Origin of the sequence: Paramesorhizobium endophyticum, assembly GCF_014640615.1 — a bacterium.
GTDB classification, from domain to species: Bacteria; Pseudomonadota; Alphaproteobacteria; order Rhizobiales; family Rhizobiaceae; genus Paramesorhizobium; species Paramesorhizobium endophyticum.
This window is the reverse complement of the sequence record NZ_BMHH01000018.1, coordinates 28392-43956: the sequence shown is the minus strand read 5'-3', so window position 1 is coordinate 43956 and position 15565 is coordinate 28392. Positions and strand designations below refer to the sequence as shown.

Here is a 15565-nt window from a genome sequence, read left to right as displayed (position 1 = left end):
ATGTTGAATTCGGCCGGGGGATTGGAATGACTTCCCATAATACATTGTCTGCTTCTGTGAATATTAGCTCCCCCCTCAGCAGCAACAGGATTTGGGAATTTAGCGGGTGCGTAGCTTTCTGCCTCGCCTTGATGGCGGGGAGTGCGCTGTTTGCTGCCGCGCCCGCGCTTGCGCAGAGCACCAATGGTGGCGGGAAGGGCGGTACGGGACCGGGCGGCGTTGGCGGTGATGGCGGTAGCAGCAGTGGCGGCGGCGGCGGTAGCGCGGGCACGAGTGCAGGCGGGGCGGGTGTTGGGGGAAAAGGCGGTAATGGCGGCGGCGGTGCTCTCGGCGGAACTGGCGGTGGTATCGGCTTTGCTTATCCAAGCGGCGGAAATGTTGGTGTTGGAATAAATAACTATGACCCACGCATCATCGGCGGCGACGGCCAGAATGGGGGTGGTGGCGGCGGCGGCGGCACCGCACTGACCGCGGGCGGCTCATTGACTTTTACGGGATCAATCCTTGGTGGAAAAGGCGGGGTCGGAGGTGGTTCCGCAGGCTGGGGCGGCGGCGGCATCGGTTTGCTCTTCACCGGCCCCGGCACCCTCACCATTGGCCCCACTGCCGGGCTCGCGCCAACTTTTATAAAAGGTGGTAATTCGACGGCAGCCAACGGCATTGCCACCTCCACGGGTGGTGGTGGTGTCGGCGTTTATATGCAGGGCGGGAGTACCTTCGGTACTACCTTGGATAACAGCGTTGGCGGCCAGCTTTGGGGCGGCGATTCCGACGGGGTAGGTGGGGCGGAGGGCGGTGCGGGGGTGGTCCTAACCGATCATGTGACGTTCATCAATGGCAACAGTGGGTGTATCTCGACAGGGTGTATCACGGGTAGCGTCATGGGCGGTAACAATAATACCCCAAGCTCTTTGCCTGGTGTCGGAGTGTTGGTGCTGGGCGACCACAACGTGATCAACAATATAAATGGCGGCATTATACAAGGCGGCACAATATACGCGGACACAGGAATCCCGCAGGTTCCGGCCATCCGGGTGACTGGAAGCAACAATAGGATCGTCAATGCCGCCCAGGTATGGGCAAGTAGTAACCAGAAAACGAATAGCTGGGGATCGCTTGCCGTTGAAATCAAGGGCTCTAATAATATTCTCGAAATGCAGAGTGGTTTCCGTTTCTATGGCAACGTCGTCTCCACCGCCGGAAACGGCAATATCCTCGCACTCGGTGGCGCGACTGATGTCCTGAATTTCGATCTTGCCGCACTCGGTCCCGCCGGCGGCAATACACTTTTTCAAGGTTTCGACGCATATCAGAAGACCGGCACGAGCACCTGGACAGTGCTTGGCAAGGTCGGCACGGACGGCGCCTGGAGTATCGATCAAGGCACCTTGAAACTGGGTGTAAATGGCGATCTTAGCCCGGCGAGCAGCGTCACGATCAATGGCGCGGGGGCTGGCCAAAACCCCGGCACGCTCGATATTTCCGGTGTAACCAGCAGTTATATTGCCCTTAAGAGTCTTTCCGGCGACGCGCAGGGGAAAGTCGTTCTGGGCAGCAACACGCTTTCTATCACCGCTGCGAATGGAGGTGATTTTGCGGGCGTGATTTCCGGAACAGGGGGCCTTACTCTGACCGGCGGCACGCAAATCCTGTCGGGCAGGAACACTTATGCAGGCGATACCAACGTCACTGCCGGCACCCTGATCATCAATGGCGACAACGCGGCGGCGACGGGTCTGATCACGGTGACCGGTGGCGCGACGCTGGCAGGCGGTGAAGACCAAAGCGTCCTGAACGGCGGCAGGATCGGCGGCAGCGTGGTGCTGGATGGCGGTACGCTGCTCTCGCAGGACAGCAGCGGCAATGGCGTCAACAAGGTGGAGATCCTTGGCGATCTCACCGTGCAGAACAGCGGTATACTGAGCTACGATTACGGCCTGTCGCCGAACGGCGATCATGATGCGCTGCAGGTGCAGGTGGGCGGCACGGTCAATCTCAATGGCGGCATCGTGAATGTCGCCAACAATTCCGGCGTCCCACTCGATCCGGTTCATTATGGCCTTGTCTCCGGAACGATCAACAACCCCACCGGAAGCGGCCTGCAGCCCGGCACCCTGCCGCCCGGCACGAGCCTGCTCATTACCGGCGATCATGTGTATCTGAACGCCGGTTCGACTCCTGTCGGCACGTTCAATTACTGGGACGGCAGCAATCTTGCGCCCACCCATGTGGCCGGCGGCTCGGGCGGAACGGGCACATGGCGAGGTTCCCAGGGCGGAACCCCTCCGACCAACTGGACCAATCAAGACGGCTCCCAGAATGGCGCCTTCACCGATGGCAGCTTTGCCTATTTCATGGGACAGGGCGGCGGCGTGACGGTCGATAGCCAAAGTTTCGGGCGGGTCGCCGTCTCAGGCATGCAATTTGCGGTGGACGGCTACACTGTGACGGGGAGGGCGAATGACGCCATCACCTTGCTGCCTGATGCGAGCGGACAAACGATCATCGACGTCGGCAACCAGACGAGCGAAAGCACGGGGATGACCACGGCGATCTCGGCGGTGCTCACCGGCGCGTCCGAACTGCGCAAGACCGATGGCGGCACCCTGGTGTTGAGCGGCGCCAACACCTATACAGGCGGCACGGAATTCGACGCTGGCGTGTTGCAGGTCGCTTCCGATTGCAATCTCGGCTGCACCGGCACCACCCCGACGGGGGCGCTGACTTTCGACGGCGGGACGCTGCGCGTGACCGGCACGAGCTTCACGCAGACACCGCGCACCATCAATTGGGGCGCTTTTGGTGGCGGGTTCGATATCGCCGACAAGGCCAATATTTTCACCCTCTCGGAAACGCAAGCGCTTGGCGGCACGGGTCCGCTTACCAAGCTTGGCGAGGGTACGCTCGTCATGTCCGGCGCCAACAGCTATACCGGCGCCACTGATGTCGAGGCAGGCACGCTGAAAGCCGCCGCGGCCCGTGTGTTCAGCCAGGGTTCCGCATTTTCTGTCAGCAGCGGCGCTACGCTCGATCTGGCGGGATACGATCAGAGCCTCGGTTCGCTCGCCAATGCGGGGGCTGTCAGGCTGGGTGTTTCGGACCCCGGCACGACGCTCACCATTGCCGGCGATTATGAGGGGCAGGGCGGTACGATCTATCTCAACACCGTGCTCGACAAGGACGATTCACCGACCGACCTTCTGTACGTGAAGGGAGACACTGCGGGCACGGGCTTCCTGCAGGTGAAGAATGCAGGCGGCACGGGCGCTCAGACCACTGCGAACGGCATCAAGGTCGTCGAGGTCGACGGCGCTTCCACCGGCGTGTTTACGCTGAAGGGCGATTTCACCACCACCCAGGGCGACCCGGCAGTGGTGGCGGGGGCCTATGCCTACCGGCTCTTCAAGGGCCCCAAGGGAAGCACCGGCAGCGTCGACGCCTCGGCTGACGGCGACTGGTACCTGCGGTCAGAATTGAAAAATCAAGGGCCTCCCCCCTGCGAAGGGGCCGGCTGCAATCCGCCGCCGCAATACAATCCCGGTGTGCCGGTCTACGAGGCCTACTCGCAAGTCCTGCAGGAGCTGAACGATGTCGGCACCCTGCGCCAGCGTGTCGGCAGCCGCTACCGCAGCGGCGCGGGGCAGGCCGGTGAAGGCGCGGGGCAGGGGACGGTGGCTCCCGGCGGCGAGATCAGCACCGACTCCTATGTCTGGGGCCGCATCGAAGGCGCGCATGGCCGCTTCGAGCCAAAATATTCCACCAGCGCCACGCGGTTCAACACCAACACCTATGGCATGGAGGCCGGCATCGACGGCAAGCTCTATGAGACACCCATGGGCAGCGTGATCGGCGGGTTCACCATGCATTACGGCTATGCCAAGGCCAATATGGGCTCGGTGCATGGCCTGGGCGGGGTCGATGCCAATGGCTACGGTTTCGGCGGCACACTCACCTGGTACGGCGATGACGGGGTCTATGCCGACGCCGTCGCCCAGACGACCTGGTACACAAGCGACCTGACGTCGGACACGGGACGGCGCACGCTCGCCAGCGAGATCGACGGCTTCGGCTATGCGCTGAGCCTGGAAGCGGGCAAGCGTGTCGCCATCACACCCGAATGGTCGGTGACGCCGCAGGTGCAACTCACCTGGTCGGCGGTGCGGTTCGACGGTTTCTGGGACAGCTTCAACGCCCATGTCACCCATGATGAGACCCAGAGCCTGAAGGGCCGGCTCGGGCTGGCCGCCGATTACAGCCAGGCCTGGCGCGACAGCCAAGGCAGGCTCACCCAGGCCGACCTCTACGCCATCGCCAACCTCTCCCACGAATTCGGCAGGGCAACCAAGATCAAGGTATCGGACGTCCTCTTCGCCGCCCAGAACGACCGTTACTGGGGCGGCCTCGGCGGCGGCGGCACCTATAGCTGGGCCGACGGAAAATATGCCCTCTATGGCGAGGTCACCATCGACACCAGCCTCGAACACTTCGCCGACAGCTACAGGCTGAATGGGAATATCGGGCTGAAGGTGAAGTGGTAGGGGGTAAGTATTGCTGGCTTCTTCCTCCGGCGCCTCACATGAAGAGGGCGTTGTCGTGATTGACATCGTCGCGATGAAGTCAGAAATTACCTTACTAAAGCCGTTCATGTTTTGATGGAATCACTTGGGTGCCATTTGATACCGTTGTTGTAGCGGAGCGGGAGAGGAATGGATTCCTGTAACAAGCACAGGAATGACGGCTGCTTTGCTGTTAAAGCGTGTTGCATTTTATCGCATTCATGGAACACGCTTTAAGTTTTTGTTTTTGCGCATGTCTTTACCCCAAAACCGGTTCCCACTTTTGGGAGACATGCTTTAGTGGCTATTCTCCGACCTCTCCGCTTGGCAAGAGCGATCCTTAATAGAAGAAACATCTCTACCCCGTCATTCCTGTGCTTGTCACAGGAATCCACGCCTCAACAGTTCTGCTGCCTCGACGAGGAAGAATACGCGATCGTTTCCATCAAAAAGTGAAATGTTCTCTAAGAAATCATGTTTTGAGGGCAGAGGGGCGACGTAGAGCGTCAGCGTTTGAACTTTTAAAATTGGAAATACGGAAGCAATGAGCCGGGCAGTTATCCAAATTCGCCATGAAACAGACGATATGGCGGCAATCAAAGCGATGGGGGAGCGTTTCGCTGCCGCGTGGAAATCCGGTCAGCAGCAGGATTCCGTTGCCGTTCTCACCTTCAGTTCGCCGGCGCAACTATTCTCTGTCCTCACGCCGAAGCGCTGGGAACTCATCGAGCATCTGCAGAAAATTGGTCCCTCCAGCATTCGCGGCCTGGCCCGTTCGCTGGATCGCGGCATCAAGCGGGTGCATGAAGATTAACGGCTCTCATGGAATGGGGTCTGATCGAGAAGACAGAACATAATAAAATCCGGGTTCCGTATGAGGAGATCGAAGCGGATTTTATCCTGAAGGCCGCTGCATAGTTTTTCGACAAAGCCACGGCAAACGACGCAGAAGGTGCCTCCAGGCTGCGGCCGTGATTGCGGTATAGGAAACCGGCCTCGTTTCTTCAAACCGGATTGAATAATATCATATTGTTTGAGCCAGCTCAGGTATCCATCCGTTATTATATGGCAGCGTCGCCGGCCTTGCTGTCCGAGTCGGGCATTTTCCTTAAGAATAGCCTGCGACATCGTGCCGTCCCACCGTTCCGCCGTCTGGACAAGCTTCCGTATCACGCCTAGAAACCTCGCAACATGCCGGGGGAATCCGCCGGCCCATTCGCCATGGGTCGTTCTCATGAGGGGGTGCGGAACCCCGCGGGAGTGAAGGAAAGGATGGGTCTCGTGAGCGCACACGATACGGTGGAGCCGACACGGCGTGATTTTCTCTACATAGCGACCGGTATGGCGGGGGCTGTCGGGGCGGCCGGCCTCGCCTGGCCTTTCATCGACCAGATGCAGCCCGACGCCTCCACGCTGGCGGCGGCCTCGATCGAGGTGGATATCTCCTCGGTCACCGAGGGCATGTCGCTGACGGTCAAGTGGCGCGGCAAGCCGATTGTCATCCGCAACCGCACGCCCAAGGAAGTCGGGGATGCGGCCAACACGCCCATCTCCGCCCTGAAGGACCCGGTTGCGCGCAACGCCAACCTGCCTTCCGACGCGCAGGCGACCGACCTTGACCGCTCCGGCGGCAAGGGCAAGGAAAACTGGCTCATCATGATCAATGTGTGCACCCATCTCGGCTGCATTCCGCTTGGCGAGCAGGGGGAATATGGCGGCTGGTTCTGCCCGTGCCATGGCTCGACCTACGATACGTCCGGGCGCATTCGCAGCGGCCCGGCGCCGGAGAACATGCACATTCCGCCGTATGCGTTCCTTTCAGATACGCACATAAAAATCGGCTAATGTAGGGCTTTGGGGAGACACAACATGAGTGGCGGACATTCCACCTATACGCCGAGCACCGGCATCGAAAAATGGATAGACGCAAGGCTGCCGCTGCCGCGCCTCGTCTATGATTCCTTCATCGCCTATCCGGTTCCGCGCAATCTGAATTATGCCTATACGTTTGGCGGAATTCTGGCGATCATGCTGGTTTCGCAGATTTTGACCGGCGTGGTGCTGGCCATGCATTATGCGGCCAATTCCGGCATCGCGTTCAACTCGGTCGAGAAGATCATGCGCGACGTCAATTATGGCTGGCTCTTGCGCTACATGCACGCCAATGGCGCGTCGATGTTCTTCATCGCCGTCTATGTCCACATCATGCGCGGCCTTTACTACGGGTCCTACAAGGCGCCGCGCGAGCTGCTCTGGATTTTGGGCGTGATCATCTATCTCCTGATGATGGCGACGGCGTTCATGGGCTATGTGCTGCCCTGGGGCCAGATGTCCTTCTGGGGCGCGACCGTGATCACCGGCTTCTTCACCGCCTTCCCTGTTATCGGCGATCCGATCCAGCAATTGCTGCTGGGCGGCTTTGCGGTGGATAACCCGACGCTCAACCGCTTCTTCTCGCTGCATTATCTGCTGCCGTTCATGATCGCGGGCGTCGTCATCCTGCACGTCTGGGCGCTGCATGTGACCGGCCAGACCAACCCGACCGGCATCGAGGTGAAGTCGAAGACGGACACTGTGCCGTTTACGCCCTATGCGACCGTCAAGGATGGCTTCGCCATGGTGCTGTTCTTCATCCTCTTCGCATACTTCATCTTCTACCTGCCGAACTATCTCGGCCATCCGGACAATTACATTCCGGCCAATTCGATGAAGACGCCGGCCCACATCGTCCCGGAATGGTACTTCCTGCCGTTCTACGCGATGCTGCGCGCCATCACCTTCAATATCGGGCCGATCGATTCCAAGCTTGGCGGCGTGCTGACCATGTTCGGCTCGATCGCCATCCTGTTCCTGGTGCCGTGGCTCGATACGTCCAAGGTGCGCTCGGCGGTCTATCGCCCGTGGTACAGGCTGTTTTTCTGGCTGTTCGTGATCGACGCCATCCTGCTCGGCTGGCTCGGCTCGCGTCCGGCGGAGGGTGTCTACGTCGCCATGGCGCAGGGGGCCACACTCTACTACTTCGCGTTCTTCCTGATCATCATGCCGGTTCTCGGCCTGATCGAGACGCCGAAGCGGCTGCCGAACTCGATCACCGAAGCGGTGCTGGAGAAGAACAAGGGCGCCGGGGCTGTGTCACCAGCGGCTCAGGGTTGAGCGAACGAGAGAGATAAGGACTGTCCCATGAAAACGATCCTCACCGGTCTCGCCACGCTCGGCCTTGGCTTCATGCTTGCCGTCGGCGGCGCTTTCGCGGAAGGCGAAGAGCACAATGCGGCGGAGCCGACGCACTTCCCTATTCAGAAGCCGAAGCAGGAAGACTGGTCCTTCGCGGGCCCGTTCGGCACCTATGACAAGGGCCAGCTGCAGCGCGGCCTCAAGGTCTACAAGGAAGTATGCGCCAACTGCCATTCGATGAGCCTGGTGGCGTTCCGCTCGCTGACGGAGCTTGGCTATACCGAAGACCAGGTCAAGGCCTTCGCCGCCGAGTATGAAGTCCAGGATGGGCCGAACGACAGCGGCGAGATGTTCACCCGCAAGGGCATCCCGACCGACTATTTCCCGTCGCCATTCCCGAACGAACAGGCGGCGGCGGCCTCCAACAATGGCGCGGCTCCGCCGGACTTTTCGCTCATCGCCAAGGCGCGGGCGGTGGAGCGGGGCTTCCCGACCTTCATCTTCGACATTTTCACGCAATATGCCGAAGGGGGCCCGGACTATATCCATGCGCTCCTGACCGGCTATGGCCATACGCCGCCGGAGGGGATGCAGATCCCCGAGGGGACGCACTACAACCCGTATTTCATCGCGGGCAAGTCGCTGGCCATGCCGAAGCCGATCGAAGACGGGCAGGTCACCTATGACGACGGCGCGCCGCAGACGGTAGACCAATATTCGCGTGACGTCTCGGCTTTCCTGATGTGGGCCGCCGAGCCGCATCTGGAAGCGCGCAAGCAGACCGGCTTCCGCGTGATGGTGTTCCTCGTGCTCTTCGCCGGCATGGTCTATCTGGTGAAGCGCCGCGTCTGGGCGAATGTTCCGCATTAGTATTCGCGCGCATGATCTTACCTGGAAGTCTGCAACTTTTCGGGATCATGCCAGACAAATCATGTATATGAATCATGCGAAGGGGCGCCGATGGCGCCCTTTTCCTTGCGGCGATATTATTTGCGTCTGGTGGCGATGCTACGAAAGGAAATATGATGGACCCGGTGCTGTGCGAGACATTGAAAGATTCCATCCGGACCATTCCGGATTATCCGAAACCCGGCATCATGTTCCGGGATATCACCACGCTGCTGGGCGATGCGCGGGCATTCCGGCGGGCTGTGGATGAACTCGTTTATCCCTATGCGGGGGGCAAGGTGGACAAGGTAGCCGGCATCGAGGCGCGCGGCTTCATCCTGGGCGGCGCGGTGGCGCATCAGTTGTCGGCCGGTTTCGTGCCGATCCGCAAGAAGGGCAAACTGCCGCACGACACGGTGCGCATCGCCTACAGCCTCGAATATGGCATCGATGAAATGGAAATGCACCGCGACGCCATCGTGCCGGGCGACAAGGTTATACTCATCGACGATTTGATCGCCACCGGCGGCACGGCGGAAGCCGCGGCGAAGCTGCTACAACAGATGGGCGCTGAGATCGTCGCCGCCTGCTTCATCATCGACCTACCGGACCTGAGCGGACGCAAGAAGCTGGAAGCGCTCGGCGTGACGGTGCGGACGCTGGTGGCGTTCGAGGGGGAGTGAGGGCGCGGTTCCCAAGTTTAGAGAATAAGAGCGATTTATATTTGATGGAATCGCGAGGCGCCCCCCTCTGTCCTGCCGACGTTTCTATTTAAGCTAAACCTTCACCAGCGCCGCGCTATCGAACTCCAGCACCTTCGCGCCATTCTGGTTAAACGCCTCTGAATGCATGGTCAGCATCGACCAGCCGGGGCGGGAGACGAGGGGGCGGATCGCCTTGATGGTGCGTTTGTAGGTGATGGTGTCGCCGGCATAGACGGGCTTCAGCCACTTCAAATTCTCAAAGCCGGGGGAGGGGCCGAAGACAGGCAGCGGCTCCCCGCGCTGCTTGGCCTCTCTCAGCGCTTCTCCTATCGACTGGACGTTGAGCTTCATCCAGACGGCGGTGGTGTGCCAGCCTGAGGCGCAAAGCGCGCCGAAATTGCTGTTCTTCGCCGCTTCCGGATCCGTGTGGAAGGGTTGCGGATCGTAGAGGGAGGCGAAACGGATGATGTCTTCGGCAGTGAATGTATAGCTGCCGAGCGTCTGCTCGACGCCGATCTGCTCTTCGAGCAAACTCATTGCACCGTCTCCCGAGGTTGCGGATCGCGCAGCAGAAACATGGCACTGTGTTGCGCCTCGCAGACGCTTTCGCCCTTCTGGTTGAGCAGTTCGTGGTGCAGCGTGACGAGGCCCAGACCGGGTTTCGACCGCGAGAGGCGACGGTCGATGACCCTGGTCCTGCCGGTGAGTGTATCGCCGGCCAGAACGGGCTTTTTCCATTTAACGAAATCGGCCCCCGGTGCGCCTTGCGAGGTGGAGCCGGTGATATAGGCGTCGCACATCATGCGCATCAGCATGGAGACGGTGTGCCAGCCGGAGGCGGCAAGGCCTCCGAGAATGCTGGCCTTTCCTGCCGCCTCGTCGAGATGGAAGGGCTGGGGATCGAACTCGCTCGCGAAGGCGATGATTTCCTGCGCAGTCACCTCCTTCGGCCCGAGCGGCAGTTCCAGCCCTGTGGTGAAATCCTCATAGGCGTAATTGTAAGGTTTTGTGTCCATTCCGTCTCCTCCATCCGGGGCTGGATCAGTGCATTTCAATCAAGATGGAAACGTAGTGCGTCCTTCACCCTCGTGGTTCGAGGCTCCCCTTCGAGGCTCGCTTCGCGAGCACCTCAGGGTCGCACCTCACCATGAGGGTGAAAGGACCGCAACGCTGCGGTAGCCCTCATCCTGAGGTGCGGAGCGAAGCGGAGCCTCGAAGGGCGAGGGCGCTTGGCAGAGCATTTCCATCAAACATGAACCGTTTCTAGGTGTTGAACCTGAACAGCAGCACGTCGCCGTCCTGCACGACATATTCCTTGCCTTCGTCGCGGGCCTTGCCTGCTTCCTTGGCCGCGACTTCGCCGCCGAGCGTGACATAGTCATTATAGGCGATCGTCTGGGCGCGAATAAAGCCGCGCTCGAAATCCGTGTGGATGACGCCTGCGGCCTGCGGCGCCTTGGTGCCGCGCTTGATGGTCCAAGCGCGGGTTTCCTTCGGACCGGCGGTGAAATAGGTGATGAGGTCGAGAAGCTTGTAGCCAGCGCGGATCAGCCGGTCGAGGCCGGGTTCCTCAAGGCCCATGGCGTCGAGATATTCCTTCGCTTCCTCATCGGCAAGCTGCGCCACTTCGGCCTCGATGGCGGCGGAGATGATGACTGTTTCCGCGCCCTGTTCCTTGGCCATGACTGCGACGGCTTTGGTATGCGCGTTGCCCTTCGCCGCGTCGCCTTCGGCGACATTGCAGACATAGAGCACGGGCTTGGAGGTAAGCAGATTCAGGCCCTGCAGGATAACAAGGTCATCAGGGGCGATATCCTTCAGCATGCGGACGGGCTTGCCGTTCTGGAGCAGTTCCAGCGCCTGTTCCATCATCGGCAGGACGGTCACCGCTTCCTTGTCCTTGCCGGTGGCGCGCTTGCGGATCTGCACGATGCGGCGCTCAAGGCTTTCAAGGTCGGAGAGCATCAGTTCCGTCTCGACCGTCTCGGCGTCGGATACCGGGTCGATGCGGCCCTCGACATGGGTGATGTCGTCGTCCTCGAAGCAGCGCAGCACATGCACGATGGCGTCCACCTCGCGGATATTGGCGAGGAACTGGTTGCCCAGCCCTTCGCCCTTCGACGCGCCACGCACGAGACCGGCGATATCGACGAAGGAGATGCGCGTCGGAATGATGTTCTGCGACTTGGCGACGCCGGCAATCGCCTTCATGCGCGGATCGGGCACGGCCACTTCGCCGGTGTTCGGCTCGATGGTGCAGAAGGGATAATTAGCGGCCTGTGCCGCCGCCGTCCTGGTCAGCGCGTTGAAAAGCGTCGATTTGCCGACATTCGGCAGGCCGACAATGCCGCATTTGAAGCCCATCTTTCCGTTCCTTGTCTGTTTTGTTTTGGCCGCATGATCTTATCCGAAAAGTCTGCAACTTTTTGCTGACGCTGACCTTCGGTTCGGGATCATGCTTCTCAAGCGAGAATTTTGTCCGCTGTGTGCAGGAAAGGATTGATGATCGTCAAGCCTTCAATTGCATGGCCGTCATGCATGTCCTCGGAAAGGAAGTAGCGGCATTTCAATTCGATGGCGGAAGCGAGGAGAAGGCAGTCCCACCAGGAGTATGCCGTGATTAAGCGCAACTGGCGGGCCAGCATCGCGGTGCCTTCGGATATAGGTGTAGTTCCTAATGGCCGCAATTGATCGATGGCTTCGAATACTTCCGATGCACTCATGTCCTTCCGCTTTCGCAAAAGGACATGCGTCATCTCGTTCAAAACCTGTAGATTGATGCAGCCGCGCTGGGTTTTGGCCAGCAGCCGGAGCCATGCGATGGCACGCTCAACTTTCGGCGTTGACTCTATTTGGCGGGCATAAAGAAGAACGTTCGCGTCAATGAAACAATCAGCGCTCATTGCGCTCTTCCGCAGTGGGCATCCGCCCGTCTGTCATAACGTCCCACTTGGGGCCCGCAAGAAAGCGCTCTATTGCTGTCAACTGGGGGTTGAGCGCTTTTTTTATGTTGGGTTTCGCTGCGGTCTGCGTCTTCAGCGTATCGGCAATAAAACGCGACATGCTTTTGCCCGCCTTGGCGGCCTGAGTGCGGACTTCCCGCTCCAGTTCGTCGTCCATGGAAACAATAACGCTTTTCATTGTGGCCTCACGGGGAACGTGGATTGCTCCGCAATATAAGGGCGGATGAGAGCGCTATCAATCTTTCTTCCCGAACAGCTTCTTCAGCATATCGGCCATCGGGCCGCTTTCCGGAATATTGACGGCGGGCTTTGCCGGGCGGGCCTGGCGGATGTGGCTCTGCGCCTTGGGTTCGGCTGCTTTGCGACTTTCCGGCTGGCCGCCACCCATGGCGAGGGATATGCGGTTCATGAAGCCGTTGTCATCGCCCTTGACGAGCATGCCGGCATTGTCGGCCACCGCCGTCAGCAGCGGCTCCAGCCATTCGCTGTCTGCCTTGGCGAAATCACCGAGCACGTAATTGTGCACCAATTCCTTCGCGCCCGGATGGCCGATGCCGAGCCGCACCCGGCGGTAGTCCTTGCCGCAATGGGCGTCGATGGATTTGATGCCGTTGTGTCCGCCCGAGCCGCCGCCCGTCTTGACGCGCAGCTTGCCGGCAGGGAGGTCGAGCTCGTCATAGACGACGATGAGATCGGCAGGGGAGAGCTTGTAGAAGCGCATGGCTTCGCCGACCGACTGGCCGGAAAGGTTCATGAAGGTCTGCGGCTTGATGAGCAGCGCCTTTTCACCGTCGATGGCGCCATCGGCGATCTCGGCCTGGAATTTCTTCTGCCAGGGAGAAAAGCGATGGCGGCGGTGTATTTCATCCGCCGCCATGAAACCGATATTGTGCCGGTTTTTGGCATAGCGGGGGCCCGGATTGCCAAGTCCTGCGATGAGCAGCATGGATCGGGTCCCCCGTATGGAGAGCGATTACTCGCCGTCTTTCCCTTCAGCCGCTTCCGCAGCTGCTTCGGCAGCTTCCTCGGACTTGAGGCCAGCCGGAGCAGCAATGGTGGCGATGGTGAAATCGCGGTCCTGGATGGTCGGCGTCACGCCCTTCGGCAGCTTCACCGCCGAAATGTGGATGGAATCGCCGAGGTCTAGGCCGGTCAGGTCGATCTCGATGAAATCGGGGATCGCATTGGCCGGAACGGTGGCGTCGATCTCGTGGCGCACGATGTTGAGCACGCCGCCGCGCTTGATGCCCGGAGCCGCTTCCTCATTGATGAAGTGGACGGGGATATTGACGTGGACAACCGACTTTTCCGACACGCGCAGGAAATCGACATGGATCGGGAAGTCCCGGACCGGATCGAGCTGGTAGTCCTTCGGCAGAACCTGATACTTCTTGCCATCTACATCGATCGTGGCAATGGTCGTCTTGAAGCCGCCGCCATGGATCTTGTAGTAAATGTCCTTGTAGGACAGGGCGATGGAGACGGGCTCCTGCTTGTCACCATAGATGACGGCAGGCACTTTACCGTTGCGCCGAAGTTCCCGGGCGGACCCCTTACCGACCCGTTCGCGCGCCTCGGCCTTGAGCTCGTATGGCTTGCTCATGGCATTTCCTTTCGAGGTTATATGGAGAATCTTTCCCATTGGGGGAAAGCATGAAACGGCCGGAACCGCCCCATTCCGCGTTGCCTCCAAGGGTGTCTACACGGATGGCGGCTCTATAACGGAAAGGTAGCGGGGGTGCAAGTTTAAGCGAAGGATATGGGTGCTCCATTGCGGTTCTGCCCGCAAACCTGCACACTGATCGAAATAGTTTCAAGGGAGGATATGAGAATGGCCATTGCGAAGAACACCATCTGCGTCTGGTACGACAAGGAGGCCGAGGAAGCCGCACGCTTTTATGCCGCGACATTTCCCGACAGTGCCGTGGGCAAGGTGTACCACGCGCCCGGCGACTATCCCTCCGGCAAGGAAGGCGATGTGCTGATGGTGGAGTTCACCGTCGCCGGCATTCCCTGCGTCGGGCTCAATGGCGGGACGGCGTTCAGGCAGACGGAAGCCTTCTCGTTCCAGATTTCCACCGAGGATCAGAAAGAAACCGACCGCTACTGGAACGCCATCGTCGATAATGGCGGACAGGAAAGCGCCTGCGGCTGGTGCAAGGACAAATGGGGCGTCTCGTGGCAAATCACGCCGCGCGCGCTGATGGAGGCGATGGCCGCCGGTGGCGATGAAGCAAAGCGTGCATTCGCGGCGATGATGGATATGACGAAGATTGACGTGGCGGCGATCGAGGCAGCGCGGCGGGGGTGAGCTACGCCTGCAGAAATTCCCTGATATGCTCCACCAGCGCCCGTAGCTTCAGCGGCTGCCGGTGCCGCCGGGGGTAGTAGAGATAAAAGCCGGGGAAGGGCGGGCAGTATTCTTCCAATAGCGGGACGAGTTCGCCGTGCGCGAAATAGGGCTCGAATGTTTCGACCATGCCGAAGGTGATGCCCGCGCCGGCGCAGGCCATGCGGATCATCATGCCCATGTCGTTGGTGGTCATGGCCTCGTTGACCGCGACGTTAAAATCCCTGCCGTTTTCGGTGAATTCCCAGCGGTAGGGCGCGCTGTCGGGCCTTGGCCGCCAGCCGATGCAGATATGCTCCGTCAGCTCGCGCGGATGGCGGGGCGTGCCGCGCCGCGCGAGATATTGCGGCGAAGCCACAGGGCATTGCCGCTGTTCCGGGGAAACGGGGACGGCGATCATATCCTGCTCGATCACCTCGCCCAGCCGGACGCCCGCGTCGAACCCCTCGCTGACGATATCGAATTCCTCGTCTGTAATGGTGATGTCGAGCTTAACGTCGGGGTATTCAGCCATGAAACCCGCCAGCAGCGGCCCCGAAATGAAGCGCTCGGCGATGGATGACACCGCGATTCGGAGCAATCCCGTGGGGCGCGCCTGCATGTCTCTGATAGCCCGCACGGCGTCGAGCACTTCGCGGGTCGAAGGCTTTACCAGCTCATAGAACATCTCGCCCGCTTCCGTCAGCCGCACGCTGCGGGTCGTCCGCTGCACGAGCGCCACGCCCATGCGATCCTCGAGACGCTGCACAGCCTGGCTCACCGCCGAGCGCGTCACGCCAAGGCGTTCGCCGGCGACGCGGAAATTGCGTGTTTCCGCGACGGCCAGGAATACGGAGATGCCTTCGAACTCATCCATCATTGGTTAGATTTTCTAACCAGACTATCCGCGATTGGCAAGTCGATCAGGCGGGTCGACACATCTATGTTTCT

The 15565-nt window shown here is 60.2% G+C and carries 14 protein-coding genes and 1 pseudogene; 7 read left to right on the top strand and 8 right to left on the bottom strand.

The features are described from left to right. The first annotated feature begins 131 nt into the window (after nt 1-131). From IEX53_RS18290 to IEX53_RS18265, 6 genes and pseudogenes are all read left to right on the top strand, one after another. Nucleotides 132-4538: an autotransporter outer membrane beta-barrel domain-containing protein gene (locus tag IEX53_RS18290; RefSeq protein WP_188825621.1), complete on the top strand. Its 4407-nt coding sequence runs from the start codon at nt 132-134 to the stop codon at nt 4536-4538. 562 nt (nt 4539-5100) lie between these two features. Then, a pseudogene (locus IEX53_RS18285) lies at nt 5101-5474 on the top strand (HVO_A0114 family putative DNA-binding protein). A 363-nt stretch (nt 5475-5837) separates the two neighbouring features. Continuing rightward, the gene (gene petA, locus IEX53_RS18280) at nt 5838-6401 is read left to right on the top strand and encodes a ubiquinol-cytochrome c reductase iron-sulfur subunit (RefSeq protein ID WP_188825620.1); all 564 of its coding nucleotides are present in this window, start codon (nt 5838-5840) and stop codon (nt 6399-6401) included. A gap of 24 nt (nt 6402-6425) precedes the next feature. Continuing rightward, complete coding sequence (locus IEX53_RS18275; protein ID WP_188825619.1) at nt 6426-7709, top strand: cytochrome b; 1284 nt, start codon at nt 6426-6428, stop codon at nt 7707-7709. A gap of 27 nt (nt 7710-7736) precedes the next feature. After that, nucleotides 7737-8600, top strand: coding sequence for a cytochrome c1 (locus IEX53_RS18270; protein WP_188825618.1), 864 nt, complete (start codon nt 7737-7739; stop codon nt 8598-8600). A 155-nt stretch (nt 8601-8755) separates the two neighbouring features. Then, nucleotides 8756-9301, top strand: a complete 546-nt coding sequence (locus IEX53_RS18265; protein WP_188825669.1) for an adenine phosphoribosyltransferase — start codon at nt 8756-8758, stop codon at nt 9299-9301. Between the two features lie 93 nt (nt 9302-9394). Here the strand turns inward: IEX53_RS18265 and IEX53_RS18260 are convergent, their stop codons facing one another. From IEX53_RS18260 to IEX53_RS18230, 7 genes are all read right to left on the bottom strand, one after another. Beyond that, on the bottom strand, nt 9395-9859 hold the full coding sequence (locus IEX53_RS18260) for a MaoC family dehydratase (protein ID WP_188825617.1): 465 nt from the start codon (nt 9857-9859) through the stop codon (nt 9395-9397). Continuing rightward, nucleotides 9856-10338, bottom strand: coding sequence for a MaoC family dehydratase (locus IEX53_RS18255; protein WP_188825616.1), 483 nt, complete (start codon nt 10336-10338; stop codon nt 9856-9858). The genes IEX53_RS18260 and IEX53_RS18255 overlap by 4 nt, the downstream gene beginning before the upstream one ends. A 247-nt stretch (nt 10339-10585) precedes the next feature. Next, nucleotides 10586-11686 carry a redox-regulated ATPase YchF gene (gene ychF / locus IEX53_RS18250; protein WP_188825615.1) on the bottom strand — a complete coding sequence of 367 codons (1101 nt, stop codon included), beginning with the start codon at nt 11684-11686 and terminating at the stop codon, nt 10586-10588. A 98-nt stretch (nt 11687-11784) separates the two neighbouring features. Then, nucleotides 11785-12225 (bottom strand): PIN domain-containing protein, encoded by a 441-nt coding sequence (locus IEX53_RS18245; RefSeq protein WP_188825614.1) that lies wholly within the window; start codon nt 12223-12225, stop codon nt 11785-11787. Continuing rightward, entirely contained in the window at nt 12215-12442 is a 228-nt protein-coding gene (locus tag IEX53_RS18240) for a hypothetical protein (RefSeq protein ID WP_188825613.1), read from the bottom strand. The genes IEX53_RS18245 and IEX53_RS18240 overlap by 11 nt, the downstream gene beginning before the upstream one ends. 78 nt (nt 12443-12520) lie before the next feature. Further along, entirely contained in the window at nt 12521-13231 is a 711-nt protein-coding gene (gene pth, locus IEX53_RS18235; protein WP_188825612.1) for an aminoacyl-tRNA hydrolase, read from the bottom strand. 27 nt (nt 13232-13258) lie between these two features. Further along, complete coding sequence (locus IEX53_RS18230; RefSeq protein ID WP_188825611.1) at nt 13259-13888, bottom strand: 50S ribosomal protein L25/general stress protein Ctc; 630 nt, start codon at nt 13886-13888, stop codon at nt 13259-13261. A gap of 228 nt (nt 13889-14116) precedes the next feature. Here IEX53_RS18230 and IEX53_RS18225 point away from each other — a divergent pair, with 228 nt between their 5' ends. Beyond that, nucleotides 14117-14596 (top strand): VOC family protein, encoded by a 480-nt coding sequence (locus IEX53_RS18225; protein WP_188825610.1) that lies wholly within the window; start codon nt 14117-14119, stop codon nt 14594-14596. Nucleotide 14597: 1 nt separating this feature from the next. On the opposite strand, the gene IEX53_RS18220 is transcribed toward IEX53_RS18225, so the two are convergent. Then, nucleotides 14598-15494, bottom strand: coding sequence for a LysR family transcriptional regulator (locus IEX53_RS18220; protein WP_188825609.1), 897 nt, complete (start codon nt 15492-15494; stop codon nt 14598-14600). Nucleotides 15495-15565 lie beyond the last annotated feature (71 nt).